This is a genomic window from Luteimonas sp. MJ250 (assembly GCF_039548455.1).
Lineage (GTDB): Bacteria > Pseudomonadota > Gammaproteobacteria > Xanthomonadales > Xanthomonadaceae > Luteimonas.
In genome coordinates, this window is the sequence record NZ_JBCLVB010000008.1 from 31,957 (window position 1) to 52,077 (window position 20,121).

The window sequence follows — 20,121 nt, forward strand, 5'->3', positions numbered from 1 at the left end:
GGCGTTCAGTGCAGGCGGCATGCAGGTTCAAACCCGAGACACGACGCGCACGTCTGGCCCGCACTATGGCCAGCGCCAACGCCGTGGCATCCGGTTTTGCGGGAGCCGGTTTTGCGGCGACAGCTTTCGTATCCACAGCTCTTGTGTCCACAGCTTTTCTGGCGAGCGCTTTTGTGGGAGCAGCTATAGCTGCGACCACCGTCCCGACCGGGGAAGTACCCGCGTTGGAATCGGCTGATGCCGGCCCCGACCTCGGCGCCCTGCTCGCAGCGCCTCCGCGGATCGTGGCGCTGGTGGATGCCGGTGACTTCAAGGGTGCGGAGGCCGCGATCGCCGCTGCGCTTGCCGATGCTTCGCTCGACCACACGCAGCGCACGGCGCTGGAGTTCCAGCGCGAACGCATGCGCCGCATCCTGATGGACTTCAGCCTGGACGAGGCTGCTGCCAAGGCGCGCTTGCGCCGCGACATCCCCGACATGACTGACGAAGAGTTCGCGCGCTGGGATGCGGCCAACCTGGTCGAGGCGCGCGTGATCGACGGTGAACGCCGCTGGTTCGGCCGCGGGCCGTCCAATCTTTTCCGCCTCAGCGAGGAGGCGCGCCAGCGCCGGGCCACGCCGCTGACGTTCTACGACAGCCCGCTGGAAACCGAGCATCCGCACCATGCCGAAGTGCGCGATGCCGCACTGGCCAGCGGCCACAGCTCGGTCGCACCGCGTCGGGTGCGGGTCACGCAATCGCTGACGGTCAAGCCCGATGCGGTGCCCGCCGGCGAAACCGTGCGCGCCTGGCTGCCGTTCCCGCGTGCGATACCAGGGCAGCAGGAGGCCATCGAGCTGGTCTCGACCACGCCGGCCAGCCACAGGCTTGCGCCGGAGCCGACGCTGCAGCGCACCATCTACATGGAAGCGCCGGCGGTGGCGGGCGAGCCGACCGGGTTCTCGGTCAGCTACGAGCTCACCGTCCACGCGCAGTACGTCGATATCGATCCGGACAAGGTGGTGCCCGCCGAGATCACCCCGGAGCTCGCGCCCTTCGTCGCCGAACGCGCGCCGCACGTGCTCTTCACGGAGGCCATGCGGCTGAAGTCCGCGCAGGTGGTGGGCGACGAAACCAATCCGTATCGCATCGCGCAGAAGTTGTTCGCAGCGGTCGATTCGATCCCCTGGGCCGGCGCCCGCGAATATTCCACGATCACCAACATCGGCCAGCACGCGCTGGAACAGGGCCACGCCGACTGCGGTCAGCAAACCCTGCTGCTGATCACCCTGCTGCGCATGAACGGCATTCCCGCACGCTGGCAGTCGGGCTGGATCTTCTCCGACGACAGCTACAACAACATGCACGACTGGGGCTGGATGTACCTGGCCCCGTACGGCTGGGTGCCGATGGACGTCACCTTCGGCCGCCTGCCGGACGCCGATGCCGGACTCGCCGACTTCTATCTCGGCGGCCTGGACGCGTATCGCATCGCGTTCAATGACGATTACTCGCGCGAGTTCGTGCCTGCCAAGCAACATCCGCGTTCGGAAACGGTCGACCTGCAGCGCGGGGAAGCCGAGTGGGACGGGGGGAACCTGTACTTCGATCAATGGAGTTATGACTTCGAGTGGCAGCTGCTGCCACCGGTCATGGACGAGAACACCTGAGCCAAACCATACGTAGCCAATATCTGTTCCGGGGAGTATCACAATGAAGCGCAGCCATACCAAATTCCGCAGAGCCGCACTCTGCATCGCGCTCGGGGCGTGCCTGTCCACCATGGCGCCCGTCGTCATAGCCCAGAGCGCCACGGGTTCGGTCGCCGGTTATGCCAACGCCGGTGACCAGATCACCATCACCAATGCCAACACCGGGGTTGCCCGCAGCGTGACCGTGGGCTCGGACGGAAACTACCGGCTTGGCCAGCTGCAGGTTGGCGACTATGACCTGCAGGTCGTGCGTGGCGGCCAGCCGATGGGCGCCCCGATCAAGGTCAGCGTCCCGCTGGGCGGCACCACGACCGTCAACGTCGGTACCGAGGGAGGCGTGGCCAACTTGGCCGCGGTGACGGTGGTCGGTTCGCGCGTGGTCAATCGCGTGGACGTACGCTCCACCGAATCGGCCACCAACGTGACCCGCGAGGAGATTTCGCGCCTGCCCGTGGCGCAGAGCCTGGCATCCGTCGCGCAGCTTGCACCCGGCGTAGTCGGTGGCAACTCGTCGCTTGGCGGCATTTCGTTCGGCGGCTCGTCGATCGCCGAGAACTCGGTCTTCATCAACGGCTTGAACGTCACCGACTTCTACAAGCGCCACAGCTTCTCGACGGCGCCCTTCGCGTTCTTCAGGGAATTCCAGGTCAAGACCGGCGGCTACTCTGCGGAGTTCGGCCGCAGCACGGGTGGCGTCATCAACGCCGTGACCCGCTCGGGCGGCAACGAGTTCGAGGGCGGGATCGAGCTCACGTTCGAACCGAGTGCCTGGCAGACCGAGGCCGATGACCGCTACTACGACGATGGCAGCGTCAACGTCCGCGGCAGCCACGATCGCAGCAGCTTCAGCAAGGCCAACGTCTGGGCGTCGGGACCGCTGGTGCGCGACAAACTGTTCCTGTTCGCCATGTACGAGCAGCGCGAAAGCAACTCCGGGTTCACCAATTCCAGTGGCAGCAACTGGACCACCAACGACGGCGGCAACGGCTTCTGGGGCACCAAGCTGGACTGGAACATCTCCGACAACCATCTGCTGGAGCTGCTGGCGTTCTCCGACGAAGGTGATTCCGACACCGCCGTGCGTCCATACGACTTCGACACCGGAACCATCGCTCCCGATGCGCCCAGCCGCTCCTCGGCCTCCAGCGGAGGCACCAGTGGCTCGCTGACCTATACCGGGCGCTTCGGCGAGAATTTCACGGCCAAGGGCATGTACGGCGTCAACAAGAGCAGCAGCTTCAACCGCTCGCCCGCGGATCCGCTCTGCGACCTGGTGTCCTACAACAACGATTCCTATGGCGATGTCTACAGGGCGATGGGCGAGCCGACGCTGGGCTGCCATCCGGGTGGCTCGGTGATCGCGCACGAGGACGAGCGTCGGGTGAAGCGCCTTGATTTCGAGTGGGTCCTGGGCGATCACATGCTGCGCTTCGGTTGGGACCACGAGCTGATGACCACCGACCGCACCACGCGCTATCCCGGCCCGACCGGGCAGCTGTTCACGGCGTACGGCGGCACTCCCGGCGACGTGCTCGGCAACGGTGCCGTGCTGCCGGCGGGGGTCGATGTCTTCATGATGGCGCGGCGGCGTTCGGATGGCGGCGTGTTCGACATCGACACCAGCGCGTTCTACATCGAAGACGAATGGAGCGTGGCGCAGAACCTGCTGCTCAACCTCGGCTTGCGCGTGGACAACTTCGAAAACTTCGACGCGGGCGGGAACAGCTACATCAAGCTCGACAACCTGGTGTCGCCGCGCTTCGGCTTTTCGTGGGACATGAAGGGCGACGGCAGCACGAAGCTGTTCGGCAACCTCGGCCGTTACTACATGCCGGTGACCAGCATCATCAGCTATAACTTCGCTGGTGGCCTGACCGACGAATACACCTATTACGTGCTCAACGGCTGGCAGCCTTCGGTCAATCCCGTCAGCGGCGCGCCCTACATGGCGCCCATCCTCGGCGACCAGATCGGGCCGGTGGACGACAGCTACAACCTGTCCAACGAGCCGGTGGACCGTGGCCTGGACGCGGTGTACCAGGACGAGGCCATCCTTGGCTTCCAGACGATGATCAACCAGGCCTGGTCGTGGGGCGTCAACGCGACCTACCGGCGCATGCCCAACGCGATGGACGACGTCCGTATCAACGCGCTGTGCGGACAGCGCCACAGCAACCTCTGGCCGATCGCCAACCCGGGTGAGTCGCTGACCCTCTGGGGAACGACCGACATGGGCTGTGCGCAGGATGGCTGGGTCACCATCGATACCTCGAAAGAGGGGTACATGAAGGCCGGCAGCGACGAGATCATCGGTTACTCGGATCCGAAGCGGACTTACAAGGCGGTGGAGTTCCAGATCGACCGTGCCTGGGACGACAAGTGGGCGTTCAACGCCTCCTACCTGTGGTCGCGCCTGGAGGGCAACCATGAGGGCCCGGTCAACTCCGACACCAACTACGGCGATACCGGCATGGTCCAGCACTGGGACCACCCGGCGAACAACGACCGGTATGGCGACCTGTTCAACGACCATCGCCACCAGATCAAGATCCGCGGCAACTACAAAATCAACGAGATGTGGTCGATCGGCGGCACCGTGAGCGCTCTCTCGGGTGGCCCGATCAGCGCGTTCGGCGTGTCCTGGCCGGGCGAGAGCGGCACGGTCGCAAGTCCCACCAGTGAAGGCAGCGGTGGCGGTACCGGCTGGCTATGCGTTGCCAACTGCGGCTCGGGTGACCCGTGGCAGGATCGCGTCTACGAACGTTCCGGGCGTGGCGCCTTCGGCCGGATGCCCTGGACCTACAACGTCGGTGCGACGCTGTTGTGGACGCTGCCCGTGGACAATGTCGACCTCAAGGCACGCCTGTCGGTCTACAACCTCCTCAACGACCAGGAAGTGATCAACGTGCGTGGGCGCTATGAAGGCCAGCCCGGCGAGCGCCGTTCGACGTTCGGCACCGGCACCCGCTGGCAGGCGCCGCGCTACGCGCAGCTGGTGGTGACCTGGAATTTTTGACGACAGGACCCAGCCATCGATGATGGCGACGCCGCCGGCACGCGCCGGCGGCGGTTCCAGCAGGAGCGGGTGATGGTGTGCAATCGAATGTCAGTCCCTGTCGCGGCCGTACTCACGGCCGCTTTTTTTCTTGCGCCGGGCGCGTTGCCCGCTGCCGAGGTGCGACCTGACGCGATCACGGCAGCGGTTGACGATGTCGTGGCGCGCTATGACCTGCCGGGGATCGCGGTGGGCGTGGTCGTGGACGGCGCGGAGCCGCAGCTCGAGCTCCGTGGCAATGCCGTGGCAGGCGGTGGCGAGGCCATTGCCGGCGATACCCTGTTCAAAGTCGCCTCCAACTCCAAGGCCATGACCGCGGCCCTGCTCGCGCGCCTGGTCGATGCCGGCAAGCTGGCCTGGGACGATCCTGTGGTGAAGCACCTGCCGGCCTTCCGCATGCACGAAGACTGGGTCACGCGCGAGATCCAGGTGCGTGACCTGCTGGTCCACAACAGCGGCCTGGGCCCGGGCGCGGGCGACCTGATGCTGTGGCCGGAACCCAACTCCTTCACCCGCGACGAGGTCATCGCCGGGCTGGCGCACCTCAAGCCGCGCTGGAGCTTCCGCTCGCGCTACGCCTACGACAACACGCTGTACATCGTGGCCGGGGAAGTGGCCGCGGCGGCCGGCGGCGCGCCCTACGAGGTGCTGATGCGGCGCGAGGTATTCGGGCCGCTGGGCATGGACGGCTGCAGGATCGGCGAATGGCGCGTGGACGAGGCCGGTAGTGTCGCCGCCCCGCACGTGTGGCGCGATGGCGCGTGGGTGGCGCGGCCCGATGGCGAGGTGGTGGCGGACATGCCGATGGCGGCCGCCGGCGGCGTGCGCTGCGGGCTGGACGACATGCTGCGCTGGACGCGCGCCTGGCTGGACCCCGACACGACTGACGGAGCAGGCGGGAGCGCGGGTAGTCGCAGCGGGCAAGGGCAAGGCCCCTGGCTCTCGTCCGAACAGCGTGCAGCCGCATGGACGGCGCACATGCCCATGCCGCTGGCGCAGCGGATGCGCGACTGGAACCGCAGCCATTATTCGGCCTACGGCCACGGCTGGCGGTTGAGCGACGTGGACGGCACGCAGAAGGTGGCGCATACCGGCACGCTGTCGGGGATGTACTCCGCGGTCACGCTGCTGCCGGAGCTTGGCGTCGGCTTCGTGATCCTGATCAACAGCGACGCCGGCGAGGCGCGGACGGTGCTCGAGCAGGCGCTGTCGAAGCTCGTCACCTGCGCGGCGTCAGCCTGCGGGCCGGGACTTCCCACGGCCTCCGGTGGTGGCCTGGTGGATCACTATGCGGAACTGCTTGCCGCTGAACGCTCTGCGGCGGCGCCTGTTCCCGCGGACGGTGCGCCGCCGGTTCCTCCCGTCCGCCAGCCGGTTCCGGCGGGCGGAGCGGCGCACTGGCGGGGTCGTTACCGCGACCCGTGGTTCGGCGAGGCGACGGTGTGCGGAGCAGGCGAGGGCGTGCGCTTCGAGTCGCTGAAGTCGCCGCGGCTGGCGGGACCGGTGCTGCAGGCGGGCAAGCGCCTGCTGGTCGACTTCGACACCCTCGGCCCCGATGCCGACGCCTGGCTGGAATTCCGGGCCGGCGACGGCGGTGGACCGCCGCGCCTGAGCATGGCAAAGGTCGATCCGGACGCGGATTTCAGCTACGACTATGAGGATCTCGCCTTCGAGCGCATCGGCGACTGCTCCTGATCCGGTGGGACTGAGTCGCCGTTTGCCCCGGGGCTCTGTCCGGTCTGTGACATGCGGCACGGGCCCCTTCGCGCCGGGCCGGTAGCATGCTGCAGAGCAGCAACGGGCATTCCGCTGCGTCCACGGAGGGGGCATGAGGAACGACCCGGGCACCGGCCGGCACATTCTGGTGGTTGAAGACGAGGCCATGAACCGCAGCGTGCTGTCGCGGCAGCTGGCCATGGTCGGCGTGGCCGCCGAGATGGCGGTCAACGGCGACGAGGGCCTGCTGCGCTGGCGCGAAGGGGACTTCGCGCTGGTGCTCAGCGACCTGCACATGCCGATCAAGGACGGCTTCGCCATGGTGCGCGAGATCCGCGCCGAGGAAGGTGGAGGCCCCCGCACGCCGGTGCTCGCCTTCAGCGCCGACGCACGCCTGGGGCAGGCCGAGCGTGCGCGCGAGGCCGGATTCGATGCGTTCCTGGCCAAGCCGCTGCAGCTGGAAGGGCTGCGCGCGGTGCTGGGCCGCTGGATGGCCCACGCGCCGCCCCCGGGGACGCGCGGAGTGCCGCCGGCCGGCGCAACGCCGGCACCGGTGGCGGTGTTCGACGTGCACGCGCTGCGCGAGATCGTCGGCGACGAGCCCCTGGTGATGGTGGAGATCGTCGCCTATTTCGACACCGTCGCCACGGGCATCCGCGCCGAGCTGCTGCGCGCGGCCGCCAATGGCGACACCGGCGAAGCGGTGATGCTCGCCCATCGGCTCAAGTCCTCTTCGCGCTCGGTCGGCGCGCTGCCGCTTGGCAGGCTGTGCGCGATGCTCGAGGAGCAGGGCGCGGCGGGCAGCAGCGAGGCGCTGGCAGCGATGGTGTCGGAGGTGGTTGGAGCACTGGACGCGGCGCTTGCCGCGATGCGCGTCTGGCGCGGCGCACAGCCCGCCGCCGGCGAATGGCAGATCACGAGGAACTGGCTTTGAAAATCCTGGTAGTCGACGACGACGACTTCACCACCCGCCTGCTGCAGATCCAGCTGCGGGCGATGGGCCTGCGCGACAGCGGGTATTCCGGCATCGAACTGAGTTCGCGCGGCGAGGACGCGCTGGCGCTGCTGTCGGCCGACCCGGCGGGCTTCGGACTGGTGTTCTGCGACCTGCGCATGCCGGGCATGGATGGCGTCGAGTTCGTCCGCCACCTGGCGGCGATGGACTACAAGGGGGCGCTGGTGCTGATCAGTGGCGCCGAAGCGCGCGTGCTGCAGGCGGTCGAGCAGCTGGCTCGCGACCAGGGGCTTGACGTGCTGGGGCGCCTGGCCAAGCCGGTCACGCCGGTCGATCTGCGCCGGCTCCTCAAGGCGGGCGAAGCCAACGTCGGGCCAGTGGCCGGGGCCAATGCCCCATCGCCGCCCGTGGCCCCGGCAAGCGCCGCCGACACCGCTGCGCTCGAGGCGGCGATCACTGCCGGCGAACTGTTCAACCTCTACCAGCCCAAGCTGGACCTGCACACCGGCGAGATCGTCGGCGTTGAAGCGCTGGTGCGGTGGCAGCACCGTACGCGCGGCATCCTCATGCCCCTGGAGCTGGTGCCGCTGGCCGAGGACGGGGGCTTCGTGGGCCCGCTGACGCGGGTGGTGCTGGCGAACGCGCTGCACGATGCGCGCTGCTGGAGCGGATCCGGCCGCGCCCTGGACGTGTCGGTGAACGTATCGATGGCGGCCCTGGCGAGCCTGGAATTTCCCGACCGCGTGGCGCGGCTGGCGGATGCCGCCGGCTTCCCGCTGGAGCGCCTGGTGCTCGAGTTCTCGGAGGGCCGCCTGCCGATGGAGCCGCGCGCCCAGCTCGACATCATGACCCGCTTGCGGCTGAAGGGCGTGCGCCTGGCGATCGACGAGTTCGGCACCGGGTTCTCCAACCTCGCCCAGCTGGGCGGCATACCGTTCTCGGAGCTCAAGATCGACCGCGGCTTCGTGCGCGGTGCCGCCGGGGACGCGCCGCGCCGGGCCATCGTGCAGGCCGCGCTGGCACTGGCCCGCGAGCTCGACGTGCAGGCCGTGGCCGAGGGCCTGGACGCGAGGGACGACCTCGACTGCCTGCGCACGCTGGGCTGCCACCTGGGCCAGGGCGCGCTGTTCGGCGAGCCCATGCCAGCGTCCGAGGTGGCTGCATGGATCAGGACCTGGCCCAGCCGGCGGGACGGCCTGTTGGCCGCCTAGGCTGGAAACAAAATGGCCACCCGCAGGGGTGGCCATTTCGATTCAACTGGTGGGCGGTGCAGGGATCGAACCTGCGACCCTTGCCGTGTGAAGGCATGAAACCCCGTTAATGCCTGTTCCGCGAGTTGTCTAACCCACTGATAGACAAGTGATTTGACCTTGTGTTCTGTAATTGCTGTCTGCTAGTGTTTTCCGTACCACGTCCGTACGGAAACGCCCAGATGGCCAAGCTCGACACCAAGAAGGCTCGCAAGGAACGGGAAGTCCGCCGGGAGCCTCACTGGGGAACCCCGGTGGCCAAGGGGCTGTTTGTCGGCTTCCGCGCCCTCGACGCCGAAGGCAACGGCACATGGATCGCGCGTTACCGGTTCGAGGGCCAGCAGAAGTACAAGTCCCTGGACTCGACCGAGCGCATGGATTACGCGGAGGCCGTGGCCGCGGCCGGCGACTTCAAGAAGACGATTGACGCGGGTGTGACCGACACCAGCTTGCGCACCGTGGGCGACGCCTGCAGCGCGTATGTCGCTGCCCTGCGCAAGGAAGGGCGCACGGCCACCGCCGACGACGCGGAGCGCCGCTTCGAGCGCACCGTCTACGCCGACCGTCTCGGCAAGATCGCCCTGCACCGCGTCCGCGAGGCCGACATCGAGGCGTGGCGCGACCGGGTGGAGCAGGGCGACCTGCGCGCGCTGCCGGTGCGCAAGGGGCGCCCGCCTGTTGCCAAGCCACTGAGCAAGGCGTCCGTGAACCGGATGCGGACCACCCTCGTGGCCGCGCTCAATCGTGCGGTGGCGAAGCGTGGCGTGGCTGCGGAGCGCGCAATCGAGTGGCAGAGCGTCAAGCCCTTCAAGAAGGCGGGCGTGCGGCGCGACCTGTACCTCGACCGCCAGCAGCGCGGCGCCCTACTGGCACACGCTGACGCCGGGATCCGCGATGTCATGGAGTGCATCATCCTGACGGGCTGCCGTCCCGGCGACCCTGCGGCGGTGCTGCGCAAGGACTACGACGGCAAGAGCGGATCCGTCACGTTCCGCACCAAGGGCCACGAGCGCCGGGTGCCGCTGTCCCCGCCGGCCAAGGCGCTGTTTGATCGGCTGGCCAAGGGCAAGCTGCCCAATGCGTACATGTTCACCAACGGCGGCGCCCCTTGGCAGCCGCACGACTGGCGCCAGCTCGTGAAGACCGCAGCCGCGAAGGCGGGGCTGCCCCCGACCGTCGTGCTCTACACCCTGCGGCACGGGTGGATTACTGACGCGATCGTGGGCGGCATGGACCTGCTCACGGTGGCGAAGCTGGCGGGAACGTCCCTGGCGATGATCGAGAAGCATTACGGGCACCTGGTACACGGTGCCGCGCGCGACAAGCTCGCGCAGATCCAGATGATCTAATCGCCCGCGTCCGCGGGCACTAAGGGGGCAACATGGCAGAGGAAGCGAGGGGGGCGGCTATTGAGCCGATGGTGCTGGCGTTCGCAAGCAAGCGGCGCGAGCCGCAATTGACCGACGACGAGCTGCGCAGGGTGCGGGCAATGCTGGCGTCTGTCGACACGGTGCATAGCACCTGCCCGATGGCACGCGGGCTGTTGGGGAAGGACTGAGTTTGCGCAATGCCTCGCCGCGCAGCGAGCCACGGCAACGCAGAATCAATGACTTAGGGTGGAAGCTGGCGTCAGTGGTTGACTTGATATTCTGAACCGGTGCAAGATTCTCAACGTGGGCAAGCTATAAGCAGCCCACACGCACAAGCCCGCCACCCGCGGGCTTTTTTTTCGCCCCCAGAAAGCCCTGCGCCGCTCCCGCGGCCGGGGCTTTTTGCATTTCAGAGGCCTACACCATGTCCGACCATCCCGCCGCGCTGGCGTACTCGCCCGGCAAGGCTGCCGAAGTCATCGGCTGCAGCCGCCCCTTCATCTACACGCTCATCAACGAGGGCGAGATCCGCGCCTTCAAGATCAAGGCCCGCACCTTCATCGCGCGCTCCGAGCTGGAAGCCTTCATTGCTCGCAACCTCGAGCGGGTGGCGGCATGAAGGCGCAGCCCAGCTTCCGAGTGATCGAGGTGCCGAACCTCATGGGCGACGAGGGCGTCAACGCGCTGCTCGCCATGACGGCCGAGCAAGCCTTGGCCTACGTCCGCAGCGCGGCTTTCATGGCCATCAACTGCGGCAACCTCGCCCGCGCGCAGCGTGAGGCGCTTCTGCTCCACGTCGCGCACCAGAAGGAGGCGTCGGCATGACCGCCGCGCATCGCCCATTCCGCGGGCAGGAAGCCCTGCAGCAGAAGCTGGCCGAACGCGAGATCACGCTGTATGTCCGCTCGCAGACGGTCGCCAACGCCCGCAGGATGATCGACTGGCCGGCGCAGTACCCCGAGGGCCGGAAGATGCTGCGCGAGCACCTGCGGCGCGGCAAGGCGACCCTGCGCGATGCCGCAAGCCATGACCTCGAGGACGTGCTGTGGGCCGGCTGGCTTGTCGACCGGATCGAGAAGGCGCTGGCCAAGTACAAGCGCAAGCAGCCGACCCCGAAGGCGCAGAAGGCGCAGCTGGCCAGCATCGAACGGCTCGGCGAGCGCGTCGCAAGCCTCACGGGCATGGTCGCGTTAGACCCGCACAAGGGCAGCCCGCAGCAGAACCATGACGACATCCGCGAGGCCAACTGGTGCGCGCGTCGTCTGCTCGAGTATGCAAGGGGGGAACGATGATCGGACCCCAGACACACGAAAGCCCGGTTGCAGCCGGGCTCGTGCAAAGCAATGAAGCGGTCAACTTCAAGGCCAAAGCTACCGGAGCGGTAGCCTCAACGCAAGTGGACCTCGCCCAGGCGGACAGGTTCCTGACCCTGCTCGACGAGGATGCCGACCGCTGGCATTTCCGCACGATCCATCCGACCAGCGCGGCCGTGCGGAACTATGCCGGCAGCCTGGACCAGGTGGCACCGCGGCTGCAGGCCGACAATGCGGCGGGCTTCGGGATCTATGTGACCATTAACGAGGGCGGCACCACGGCCGCGGATATCACCCGCGTCCGGGCGGTGTTCGCAGACTGGGATCCGCCGAAGACCGCGGCGATGCCGTCAAACCTGCCGCTCGACCCGCACATGATCGTGGAGAGCAGCCGGGGCAAGCACCACGCCTATTGGCTGCTCGACGGCCTGCAGACTCACGAGTTCAAGGCGACGCAGCAGGCGATCATCGCGGCCCACGGTTCCGACGCCGAGGTGTGCGACCTGCCGCGGATCATGCGGCTCCCCGGCTTTCTGCACACAAAAGGCGAGCCGTACCTGTCGCAGCTCATCCACGAGTCGGGCACGCAGGCGTACACCGCCGACACCATCCGCACGGCCTTCAAGCCCCGCCAGCCCGCACCAGCGGCGCCACAAGGCGAAGGCCCGCGCGTGGTGGACGCTGACCGCCACGGGGACGCCCTGACGCTTACGGGGCGACTGGCGCGGGAGGTGGTGGCCGGTGGTATGTCCGAGGACGTGGCGTGGCTTGCCATCGTCGCCGAACGCGACCGCGGGCGATGGACCCGGCACGTCGACGACGGCGAGCTGCGTCGGCTGTTCGCCGGGGCGCTGGCCAAGCTGCGCGGTGGCGAGTGGAAGGCGCCCGCGGTGCCGGCGGTGGCTGATCCCGCTGCACCGCGGCCGGCAATCCTGCGGCTCACACGGCTGGGGAAGATCCAGTCCGGGCCGATCGAGTGGCTGATCGAGGATTACCTGGTCAAGGAGACGGCGGCCGGCATCATCGGCCCTTCCGGCGGCGGCAAGTCGTTTGTGGCCGTCGACATGGCCGCGTGCATCGCCACTGGCACGCCCTGGCACGGTCGCCCGGTATCGCAAGGGGTGGTGTTCTACCTTGCGGGCGAAGGCCAGCGTGGCCTGCGTATGCGGTTTGACGGTTGGGCCAAGGAGCACGGCGTCGCGATCGACGACGCCCCGGTGTACGTCTCCGGCGGGCTTGCGTCGCTGTGCGAGCCGGACCAGCTGGCCATTTCGGTCGACGAGATGGCCGAGGCAGCGGCGGCAGAGAACCAGAAACCCGCACTCATCATCATTGACACGCTCGCCCGTGCGATGGGTGGCCGCAACGAGAACAGCGCCGAGGATATGGGCGCCTTCATCGCGGCCAAAGACCTGCTCAAGGCGCGCTTCGGCTGCACCGTGCTGTCGATCCACCACACCGGCCACGACAAGGACACGCAGGGGCGCGGGCGCGGTAGCTCGGCACGTTACGGCGCGCTCGACTCCGAGTTCCTGGTCGCGGGTGGCGAGAAGACGATCACGCTCACCGGCACGAAAGAGAAGGACTGGGACAAGCCCCGGCCGATCACCTTCGACAAGGTGCCCGTGAACGTGGACGTAGTGGGGGCGGACGGCTCCCCGGAGCAGTCGGGAACGCTCGCGCTGCGGGACAAGGTGGGCGCCATCCTCGATAGCAACAAGCGCCAGAAGGCAATCGAGCTGGCGGAGGCTGGACAGTCGGTGCGGACAATCGCTGTCCAGTTGGGGGTGTCCAAGTCATCCGTGGCTGTTTGGCTGAAAGCCCCGCAGGCCGCATAAAGCCTAGGACGGCCGGGTCTGTCCAGCCGGGGGTATACACCCCCCCCGGCGCTGGACACTTGACCGATGGACACCGTGTCCAGTGGTCACTGTCCAGCTGGACAGCAGGGGAAAGAGGGCGGGGAGGGACGCAATCCCGCACCCCTAAGGCCCTAAAAAGGCAATGAAATCAATCACTTACAAGCGCCTGCGGCCGTTCTGGCCGTTAGACCAGTAGGTTTTTATCTTCACAAACATGAACAGACCCAGCCTGCGAGGGGTTCGTTTGCCCTCGCACGGCAAAGGTTAGAACGCTTAAACCCCTTGTTTATAGCTGTTTCATCAACCGAACCGCTCCACTACGGACGCGAGTACGGAATCACACACCCAAAAGAGGATTACCCGCATGACCCAGATGACCCCAGAAGCTATGGCCGCCGAGCTGGAAGCCCTGCGCGCCAAGAACATCGAACTGCTCGCCGAGGCGAAGGCCGCGAAGACGACCGCACGCGAGGCGCAAGCCGCGCTCGAGGCCGCACACGGCGAGCGTGACGCAGCCCGCGCCGAGGTGCGCGCCGTGCGCCTGGACGCGCCTGTAGAGGCCATGCTTGACCGCGTGGCCATGCCCGGCACGGCGGACGTGTTCGCTGCCCTGTTCGGGCGGCATTACCGCTTCGAGCTTGGCGAGTCCGGCCCCGTGATCCTGACCGCGGACGGCGAGCCGGCCACGCTCCCCGACAAGGACGGCACGCGCCCGGCCAACTTCACTGAGGCCGACGTGTACGCGCTGGTGGAAGCGTGCCCGTCGGCGGGTGTCCTGGCGTCCGTCACCGTGGCGTCGCGTGCCACGGGCTGCGGTGCGAGCGGCAGCCGCGGCGGGATCCCGGCGCCGTCCGGCCAGCCCGCGCAGCCCGTCGAGCCGGCGCCGTCGCCCTATGGCTTGAAGTGATGAACGGCCCCGCGCGCGACACCTTGAGTTAACGCGCGGGGCTTAGTACGTTGGGATCGTGGATACCGGGGCGCTCGTGGCGCCCCGCATACGCCACACGGTAAGACGCCACTGGTGGTGGCAACTGGCAAGGCCGTGCCTCGCCCGAATCCTTCCTTTCCGATTCGAGGCTCTACCACCATGTCTACCCGTCTTTCGGACGTTATCGTCCCCGAAGAGTTCACCGCCTACGTCGCCCAGAACACCGCGCAGAAGTCTGCCCTGGTGCAGTCCGGCGTCATGGCCCGCAATGCGGCGATCGAGGCCCAGCTGTCCGCTGGCGCCGATGCCTTCACCATTCCCAACTGGAACGACCTCGGCAACGACGAGGCCGATATCGTCAACGACGACCCCGACGACGAGTCCGCCCCCGGCAAGATCGGCGCGGCCCGCGTGCTCGTGCGCAAGGCGTTCGTGGCCAAGAGCTGGGGCGCGATGAACTTCGCCAGCGAGATGGCCGGCGACAACGCCATGAACCGCATCCGCGATCGTTCGTCGGCCTACTGGACCCGGCAGCTGCAGAGCCGGCTGGTGTCGACCCTCAACGGCGTGCTCGCGCGCAACGTGGCGGCCAATGGCGGCGACATGCGCGTCGACATCACCGCCGGCACCGGCGATGCGGCCAAGTTCAGCGCGGGCGCCGTGATCGACGCGGCGCACACGCTGGGTGACAGCCTGCGCGACGTGACCGCGATCGGTATGCACTCCGACACCTACGCGGCGGCGCTCAAGGCCGACCTGATCCAGACCATCCCGCAGTCGAGCGGCGGCTTCATCCAGACCTTCCGCGGCCTGGCCATCCTGGTCGACGACGACATGCCGAAGGTCAACATGGCGGCCGACCCGGAAACCGATCCGGCGGTGTGGGCGTACACGTCCGTGCTGTTCGGGCCGGGCGCCATCGCCTACGGTTTCGTGCCCCCGCGCGTCGCGGCCGGCACCGCGATCGAGTACCGCGAGGCGGCCGGTAACGGCGGCGGGCAGGAGATCCTGCACAACCGCTTCAACCTCGCGCTGCAGCCGGTGGGCTTCTCGTGGGTCGAGACGGCCGTCGCGGCCGAGTCGCCGACGATCGCCGAGCTGGCCAACGCGGCCAACTGGAACCGCGTCTACGAGCGCAAGAACATCCCGCTCGCGTTCCTGCACCACAAGCTCTAACCGTTACGCCCGGCGTGGGGATGGGGGGAGGTTCTGGGCTCCTTCCGGTTCTGCCCCACGTCGGGCCTTTTCCTGCGTGTGACATGGCAGGCGAAGTACAGGGAACGACGCTCAGGCGCATCGCCAATCGGGCGCTGCGATGAATGGAAGCCACGGCCTCAAGGAGGCAATTTGATGAACGCAATGACTGGCGGCCAATTGGTTGTGACTCCGCACCCAGTGACGCTGGAAGGCCAGCGCCACATCCCCTGCGACCTCAAGGAAGGCGAGACGCTCGCCGAGTTCCTCGGTCGCCACATCGACCTTGCAGCGGATACGTGGGAAGCCAAGCTCGGCGGCGTCGTGGTGCCGGCTCACCTGTGGAGCCGAGTGAAGCCGAAGCATGGCGCGGTGATCGAGGCTCGCGGTGCCGTCAACAAGCAGGCGCTCTACATTGTCGCGTTCATTGCGCTGATGTACTTCACGGGCGGCATGGCAGCGGCAGGCGGCTTCGCGGGCGTTGGCGGCATGGTGACAGGCTCCGCGATGGGCGCTGCGCTGATCAACGCGGGTGTGTTCATCGCCGGCGCCGCCATCGGCGAGAGGGCGAGCGGATGAGCATCTGCAACGCGTACGTCACCGCCGACATGGCGCTTGTGGCCGTCGACACTGCGGCGGCCAATTACCGCGACCCGCAGAACCCCATCTACCTAAACGTGCAGAAGGCCATGATTCACGGCGACGTGCTCGTGGCTTCCGTCGGCGGCCTGGGTCTGTCGGTAGAGCTGCACACCGCGCTTCTTAGGACAGGCATGTTCTGGCGCATTGATGAGGTGCTGGCCCAGTTGCCGTCACTTCTCACCGCCGCCGAGCACCTGCACCACGGCGCCATGAAATCCGAAGGCGTCACGGCTGATAGGCCCCTGATCGGACAACACCAGATCACCGTCGTCGGCTGGTCAGAACGCCTCGGGCGGATCAAAGCGTGTGTCGCGGAACTTCGGCCGCATGGCTGGCAGATCGATGAGATTGTGAACTGGAGCCTGTCCCCGAAGGTTTCGGGCATCACCGCGGACGATCTGTCGACAATTTCAGGCATGAAGGCTACCGCTGCGCACCAAGTAGCTGGCGCCAAAGAAGCCGACTCGGCGATCCCGATCGGTGGCGAATTGATCCTCTACCAGGTGGTGCGAGACGGGATCACCGTGCGGAAGCTGGGTGCGATCTAATGTCCGTCGTCGAATACATCGAGGTCGACACGCCCATCCTGCCACTGGGGCCGGAGACGCAGGGCCTGGTGGATGCGTTGGCCAAGGAAGAGGAGGCGGACAAGTGACCCGCCAGCGACTCCCATCGCCTGACAAGGCGCCGCGCGGCGCGGCCGACAAGCTCCGCAAGTGGGCGGCCGAAGCCGTCCCGCAGAAGGTCATGGCCCGGCGCTTCGGCGTCGGCGTGGCCACGCTCAAGCGGTGGATGGAAGAGGACGAGCGCCTAGAGGCGGCCTATGACGAGGGCGTCGAGGAAGAGCACCAGATGCTCTACCAGGCACTCAAGCGAAAGCTCGCCACCGACAACGGCGCCGCGGCCATGTTCCTGCTCAAGACCCGCCACGGCTACCGCGAAGGCGACCAGACCGGGCAGGCGAACCGCGTGCAAGTGACATTCACCCTGCCGGGCGCTGCGACCAAGGAACAGTGGACGCAGGGCCGCGTGATCGAACCGGACAAGAGGGCGCTAGAGCATGACGCTTGAGCTAAACGAGTTTCAGCAGGGCGCGCTGGCCGTGCCGGAAGACTTCGACCTGTTTCTCGGCGGCGGCCGTGGCGGTGGCAAGAGCTACGCCCTCGCGCTCCTGGCGCTGCGTCATGTCGAGCAGTACGGGCAGCGCGCCCGCGTGCTCTACATCAGGCGCAGCTACAAGGGGCTGGCCGACTTCGAGCAGGTGTGCCGGGACGTGTTCGGCATGGTGTACGGCACCGATGCCCGTTACAACGCCAGCGAGCACCTTTGGCGCTTCCCCAACGGCGCCATCATGGAGCTGGGGCAACTCGAGTCGCAGGCCGACTACGCCAAGTATCAGGGCCGCAGCTTTACGCTGCTCATGGTCGACGAGGCCGGACAGTTCCCGGATCCGTCCCTGCTCGACCTGTTGCGCTCCAACATGCGCGGCCCCAAGGACATCCCGATCCGCATGGTCATGGCGGCCAACCCCGGCGGCCCCGGCCATCACTGGCTGGCGCACCGGTATGCCCTGCGGGCTCCCGCGTGGACGGTGTTCCACGAGCCGCGCAGCAAGCGGGAATGGATCTACGCCCCGTCGACCTTCTCGGGCAACCGCTTCATCGACCGGGAGCAGTACCGGGACCAGCTCGAGGCAGCGTGCCCGGACGATCCCGAGCTGTTGCGCGCATGGGTCGATGGCGACTGGGCCGTGAACCGTGGCGCGTACTTCGCCAGCGTGCTCGACGAGAAGCGGAACATGGTCGAGGCGTGGGGCAGCATCCCCGAGGGCTGGAAGACGTACCTGGCGCACGACTGGGGCAGCAGCGCCCCATCTGCCACCTACATTTGCGCCGTGTCGCCCGGTGGACGCGAGGGCACCGTCGCCGGCCGCTACTACCCGCGTAACAGCATCGTCCTGGTCGACGAGCTGGCCACGCACAAGACCGGCAACCTGACCGCCGGCCTCGGGTGGACGGTGCCGGAGACGGCCGAGAACATCGCGGCGCTGTGCCGCAAGTGGAAGATCCCCGCGCAGGGCGTGGCGGATGATGCGTGCTTCGCCAAGGCAGGCCACGCGGCGGGCTCGATCGCCGACGAGTTCCGGCAATGCGGCGTCCGCTTCATCCCGGCCCGCAAGGCCGACCGCATGACCGGATGGAACCGGATGCGCAAGCTACTGGCCAACGCCGGCAAGCCGGACGTGGCCGGGCTGTATGTCTCGAGCGAGTGCCGTTACTGGTGGGGCACGGTCCCGTACCTGCCGCGCGACGCCAAGAAGATCGAAGACCTGGACAGCAGCGCGCCGGACCACGCCGCCGACGCCACGCGCTATGGCTGTTTGCGCATCCAGATCGCCACGAGCATCAACCTGGGCTTCGCGGCGTAGCGTTGCGGCAGTAGAAGCGCCGCTCACGCGTTACCCGGCGGGTTGTCGCGCCTGGCGCCACACGTGTTTGAGCGGGCAGGGGTTTAGACACTCCATGCGTGAGGCCGGAGGTAGAAGCGCCCGTTCGACCTGTGTGGAACACGCTCTGGCAACTGAGAAATCGCTAGATGCTTCAGCGTGAAGTAGCGGACATGGTCCACGCACTCGCGCAGCGATTTAGGAACCGACCGTTCCTCATCGTTCAACGTGTCTGGCATACGTTTGGTTAAGTTCACCGTCGAAAGCAAGGTCGCTTTCTTCTCAAGTTTCCTCACGAGCTTGAGTGCGCCGCATTGATCAGTGTCATTCGTGATCACGGCTGCGCAGTCGTATAGATCGGCCCAAGCGTCGTTAACCATATGCGCCGCCAGGCTTACGTCAGAGCCCTTCTCGTCGCGCTGTAGAATGCGCGCGTGCTTCATGGGCGGGTCAATACAAGTAGGCGCCTCCACCAGACGGCGCCATTTCGGCCGTTCGGTAAACTTGCCCCAGTGCACCTCAAAGCCACCGATGTGCTGCTCGAGGGCGCGAACGTACGTGTCTTGCCGCTGAGGGCCGCCTGAGCCGTCTTGACCCTTCACCCGAGCAGTAAAATACTTCACGGCGACAACCGTGTGATTCGGCGGTAGCACCGCCGTTGCGAATGCCTTGAGATCCAGCCATTTCATTTCAGGCCGGGACTCAAGAGCAGAGTGATACAGGTTGAACCCGTCAACATAGACAGCGGTGCGCATTCATTCCCCCACAAAGGCAAACGGCCCCTTTCGGGGCCGCTGCGGTCCGGGGTCACGAGGGGCCACCGGAGATGTGCTGACAAATTGTCACGATCTGGAAAGCTTGTCAAGCTAGCTTAACTTTGGCCTCCGAGCCGGGTTCGCTCCCCGCCCATCCCATTCAACTCGTCGGCCAGCTCCTGCATTTCCTCCCGCGTGGACCCCGTCACGATCCCGCCTTCCGGGTGAACGTACGGCTCGCCCTCGTCATTGACGAGAATCCAGCCGACCTTTTGGACCCAGCCATGCTGGTCCGGCGGTTCCGTTGCAAGCTTGGGCGCCACATGGCGCGAGACTAGTCCGGGCACGGTGAGGCTAGCTACCGCTGCGACGGGCGGGCGTATCCTGAGCCCATGGCCGACCACGACAAGCCCGCCCCGCCGACACCTGGACCCGATCCCTTGGCACACCTGATGCTGCGCGACACGCGGACGCCGGAAGAACGCCGCGCTGCCGAAGCGAAAGAGAACGCTCGCAGGAAAGGGCGGCATCGCAAGGACTGGTGGAAGGACTGCCCGCCGAAGGCGTAGCTGCCAGCACCGCCGCTATCCATGCGACGGCCCGCAGGGTGGATGGCTGCGCCCTGCATTGCGAGGGGCGCCGCGCCTGCGGTTGCTGGCATGGGCGCAGCGTGGCATTTCGCGCAATCGTGCGGGATCGGAGAATGCCGCGTCATGCCGTGGGGGAGTCGCCCCAGCCTTTCCGTACAAACGTCCGTACGGCTAGGGCCAAGGTAGGCCAGGCACAAAAAAACCCTTGAGAATCAAGGGTTTAGATGGTGGGCGGTGCAGGGATCGAACCTGCGACCCTTGCCGTGTGAAGGCAATGCTCTACCGCTGAGCTAACCGCCCCAAGCAGGGCGCGAAGTATACGGTATAGCCCAGGGGCTGTGGCAAGCGCCGCTCGGG

At 67.0% G+C, this 20,121-nt stretch carries 19 protein-coding genes and 1 tRNA gene; 18 read left to right on the plus strand and 2 right to left on the minus strand.

Annotated features, from left to right (window positions below):
• Positions 1 to 224 precede the first annotated feature (224 nt).
• The 17 genes from WCE37_RS03360 (at position 225) to WCE37_RS03440 (ending at position 18,401) form a co-directional block, all read left to right on the plus strand.
• Positions 225 to 1,649: a transglutaminase domain-containing protein gene (locus WCE37_RS03360; RefSeq protein ID WP_343278133.1), complete on the plus strand. Its 1,425-nt coding sequence runs from the start codon at positions 225 to 227 to the stop codon at positions 1,647 to 1,649.
• A gap of 43 nt (positions 1,650 to 1,692) precedes the next feature.
• On the plus strand, positions 1,693 to 4,707 hold the full coding sequence (locus WCE37_RS03365) for a TonB-dependent receptor (RefSeq protein ID WP_343278134.1): 3,015 nt from the start codon (positions 1,693 to 1,695) through the stop codon (positions 4,705 to 4,707).
• A gap of 87 nt (positions 4,708 to 4,794) precedes the next feature.
• Entirely contained in the window at positions 4,795 to 6,441 is a 1,647-nt protein-coding gene (locus WCE37_RS03370) for a serine hydrolase (RefSeq protein WP_343278135.1), read from the plus strand.
• Positions 6,442 to 6,574: 133 nt separating this feature from the next.
• Entirely contained in the window at positions 6,575 to 7,396 is an 822-nt protein-coding gene (locus tag WCE37_RS03375) for a response regulator (RefSeq protein ID WP_343278136.1), read from the plus strand.
• Entirely contained in the window at positions 7,393 to 8,628 is a 1,236-nt protein-coding gene (locus WCE37_RS03380) for an EAL domain-containing response regulator (RefSeq protein WP_343278137.1), read from the plus strand. Before WCE37_RS03375 ends, WCE37_RS03380 begins: the two co-directional genes overlap by 4 nt.
• Positions 8,629 to 8,849: 221 nt before the next feature.
• On the plus strand, positions 8,850 to 10,016 hold the full coding sequence (locus WCE37_RS03385) for a tyrosine-type recombinase/integrase (protein WP_343278138.1): 1,167 nt from the start codon (positions 8,850 to 8,852) through the stop codon (positions 10,014 to 10,016).
• Between the two features lie 32 nt (positions 10,017 to 10,048).
• Positions 10,049 to 10,225, plus strand: coding sequence for a hypothetical protein (locus WCE37_RS03390; RefSeq protein WP_343278139.1), 177 nt, complete (start codon positions 10,049 to 10,051; stop codon positions 10,223 to 10,225).
• A 236-nt stretch (positions 10,226 to 10,461) separates the two neighbouring features.
• Positions 10,462 to 10,656, plus strand: a complete 195-nt coding sequence (locus WCE37_RS03395) for a helix-turn-helix domain-containing protein (protein ID WP_343278140.1) — start codon at positions 10,462 to 10,464, stop codon at positions 10,654 to 10,656.
• Positions 10,653 to 10,862 carry a hypothetical protein gene (locus tag WCE37_RS03400; RefSeq protein ID WP_343278141.1) on the plus strand — a complete coding sequence of 70 codons (210 nt, stop codon included), beginning with the start codon at positions 10,653 to 10,655 and terminating at the stop codon, positions 10,860 to 10,862. Before WCE37_RS03395 ends, WCE37_RS03400 begins: the two co-directional genes overlap by 4 nt.
• Entirely contained in the window at positions 10,859 to 11,329 is a 471-nt protein-coding gene (locus WCE37_RS03405; protein WP_343278142.1) for a hypothetical protein, read from the plus strand. The genes WCE37_RS03400 and WCE37_RS03405 overlap by 4 nt, the downstream gene beginning before the upstream one ends.
• Positions 11,326 to 13,188, plus strand: coding sequence for an AAA family ATPase (locus tag WCE37_RS03410; protein WP_343278143.1), 1,863 nt, complete (start codon positions 11,326 to 11,328; stop codon positions 13,186 to 13,188). The genes WCE37_RS03405 and WCE37_RS03410 overlap by 4 nt, the downstream gene beginning before the upstream one ends.
• Positions 13,189 to 13,573: 385 nt before the next feature.
• The gene (locus tag WCE37_RS03415) at positions 13,574 to 14,116 is read left to right on the plus strand and encodes a hypothetical protein (protein WP_343278144.1); all 543 of its coding nucleotides are present in this window, start codon (positions 13,574 to 13,576) and stop codon (positions 14,114 to 14,116) included.
• A gap of 180 nt (positions 14,117 to 14,296) precedes the next feature.
• Positions 14,297 to 15,313, plus strand: a complete 1,017-nt coding sequence (locus WCE37_RS03420) for a major capsid protein (protein ID WP_343278145.1) — start codon at positions 14,297 to 14,299, stop codon at positions 15,311 to 15,313.
• Between the two features lie 174 nt (positions 15,314 to 15,487).
• Complete coding sequence (locus WCE37_RS03425; RefSeq protein WP_343278146.1) at positions 15,488 to 15,910, plus strand: hypothetical protein; 423 nt, start codon at positions 15,488 to 15,490, stop codon at positions 15,908 to 15,910.
• Positions 15,907 to 16,521: a hypothetical protein gene (locus WCE37_RS03430; protein ID WP_343278147.1), complete on the plus strand. Its 615-nt coding sequence runs from the start codon at positions 15,907 to 15,909 to the stop codon at positions 16,519 to 16,521. Before WCE37_RS03425 ends, WCE37_RS03430 begins: the two co-directional genes overlap by 4 nt.
• 103 nt (positions 16,522 to 16,624) lie before the next feature.
• Entirely contained in the window at positions 16,625 to 17,044 is a 420-nt protein-coding gene (locus tag WCE37_RS03435) for a hypothetical protein (RefSeq protein WP_343278148.1), read from the plus strand.
• On the plus strand, positions 17,034 to 18,401 hold the full coding sequence (locus WCE37_RS03440; RefSeq protein ID WP_343278149.1) for a phage terminase large subunit: 1,368 nt from the start codon (positions 17,034 to 17,036) through the stop codon (positions 18,399 to 18,401). The genes WCE37_RS03435 and WCE37_RS03440 overlap by 11 nt, the downstream gene beginning before the upstream one ends.
• Positions 18,402 to 18,484: 83 nt before the next feature.
• Here WCE37_RS03440 and WCE37_RS03445 read toward each other — a convergent pair whose 3' ends face one another.
• The gene (locus WCE37_RS03445) at positions 18,485 to 19,174 is read right to left on the minus strand and encodes an NYN domain-containing protein (RefSeq protein WP_343278150.1); all 690 of its coding nucleotides are present in this window, start codon (positions 19,172 to 19,174) and stop codon (positions 18,485 to 18,487) included.
• A gap of 392 nt (positions 19,175 to 19,566) precedes the next feature.
• Between WCE37_RS03445 and WCE37_RS03450 the strand changes: the two genes are divergently transcribed.
• Positions 19,567 to 19,743, plus strand: a complete 177-nt coding sequence (locus WCE37_RS03450) for a hypothetical protein (RefSeq protein ID WP_343278151.1) — start codon at positions 19,567 to 19,569, stop codon at positions 19,741 to 19,743.
• Between the two features lie 246 nt (positions 19,744 to 19,989).
• Here the strand turns inward: WCE37_RS03450 and WCE37_RS03455 are convergent.
• Positions 19,990 to 20,064: transfer RNA gene (locus WCE37_RS03455), tRNA-Val, on the minus strand.
• Positions 20,065 to 20,121: the final 57 nt, after the last annotated feature.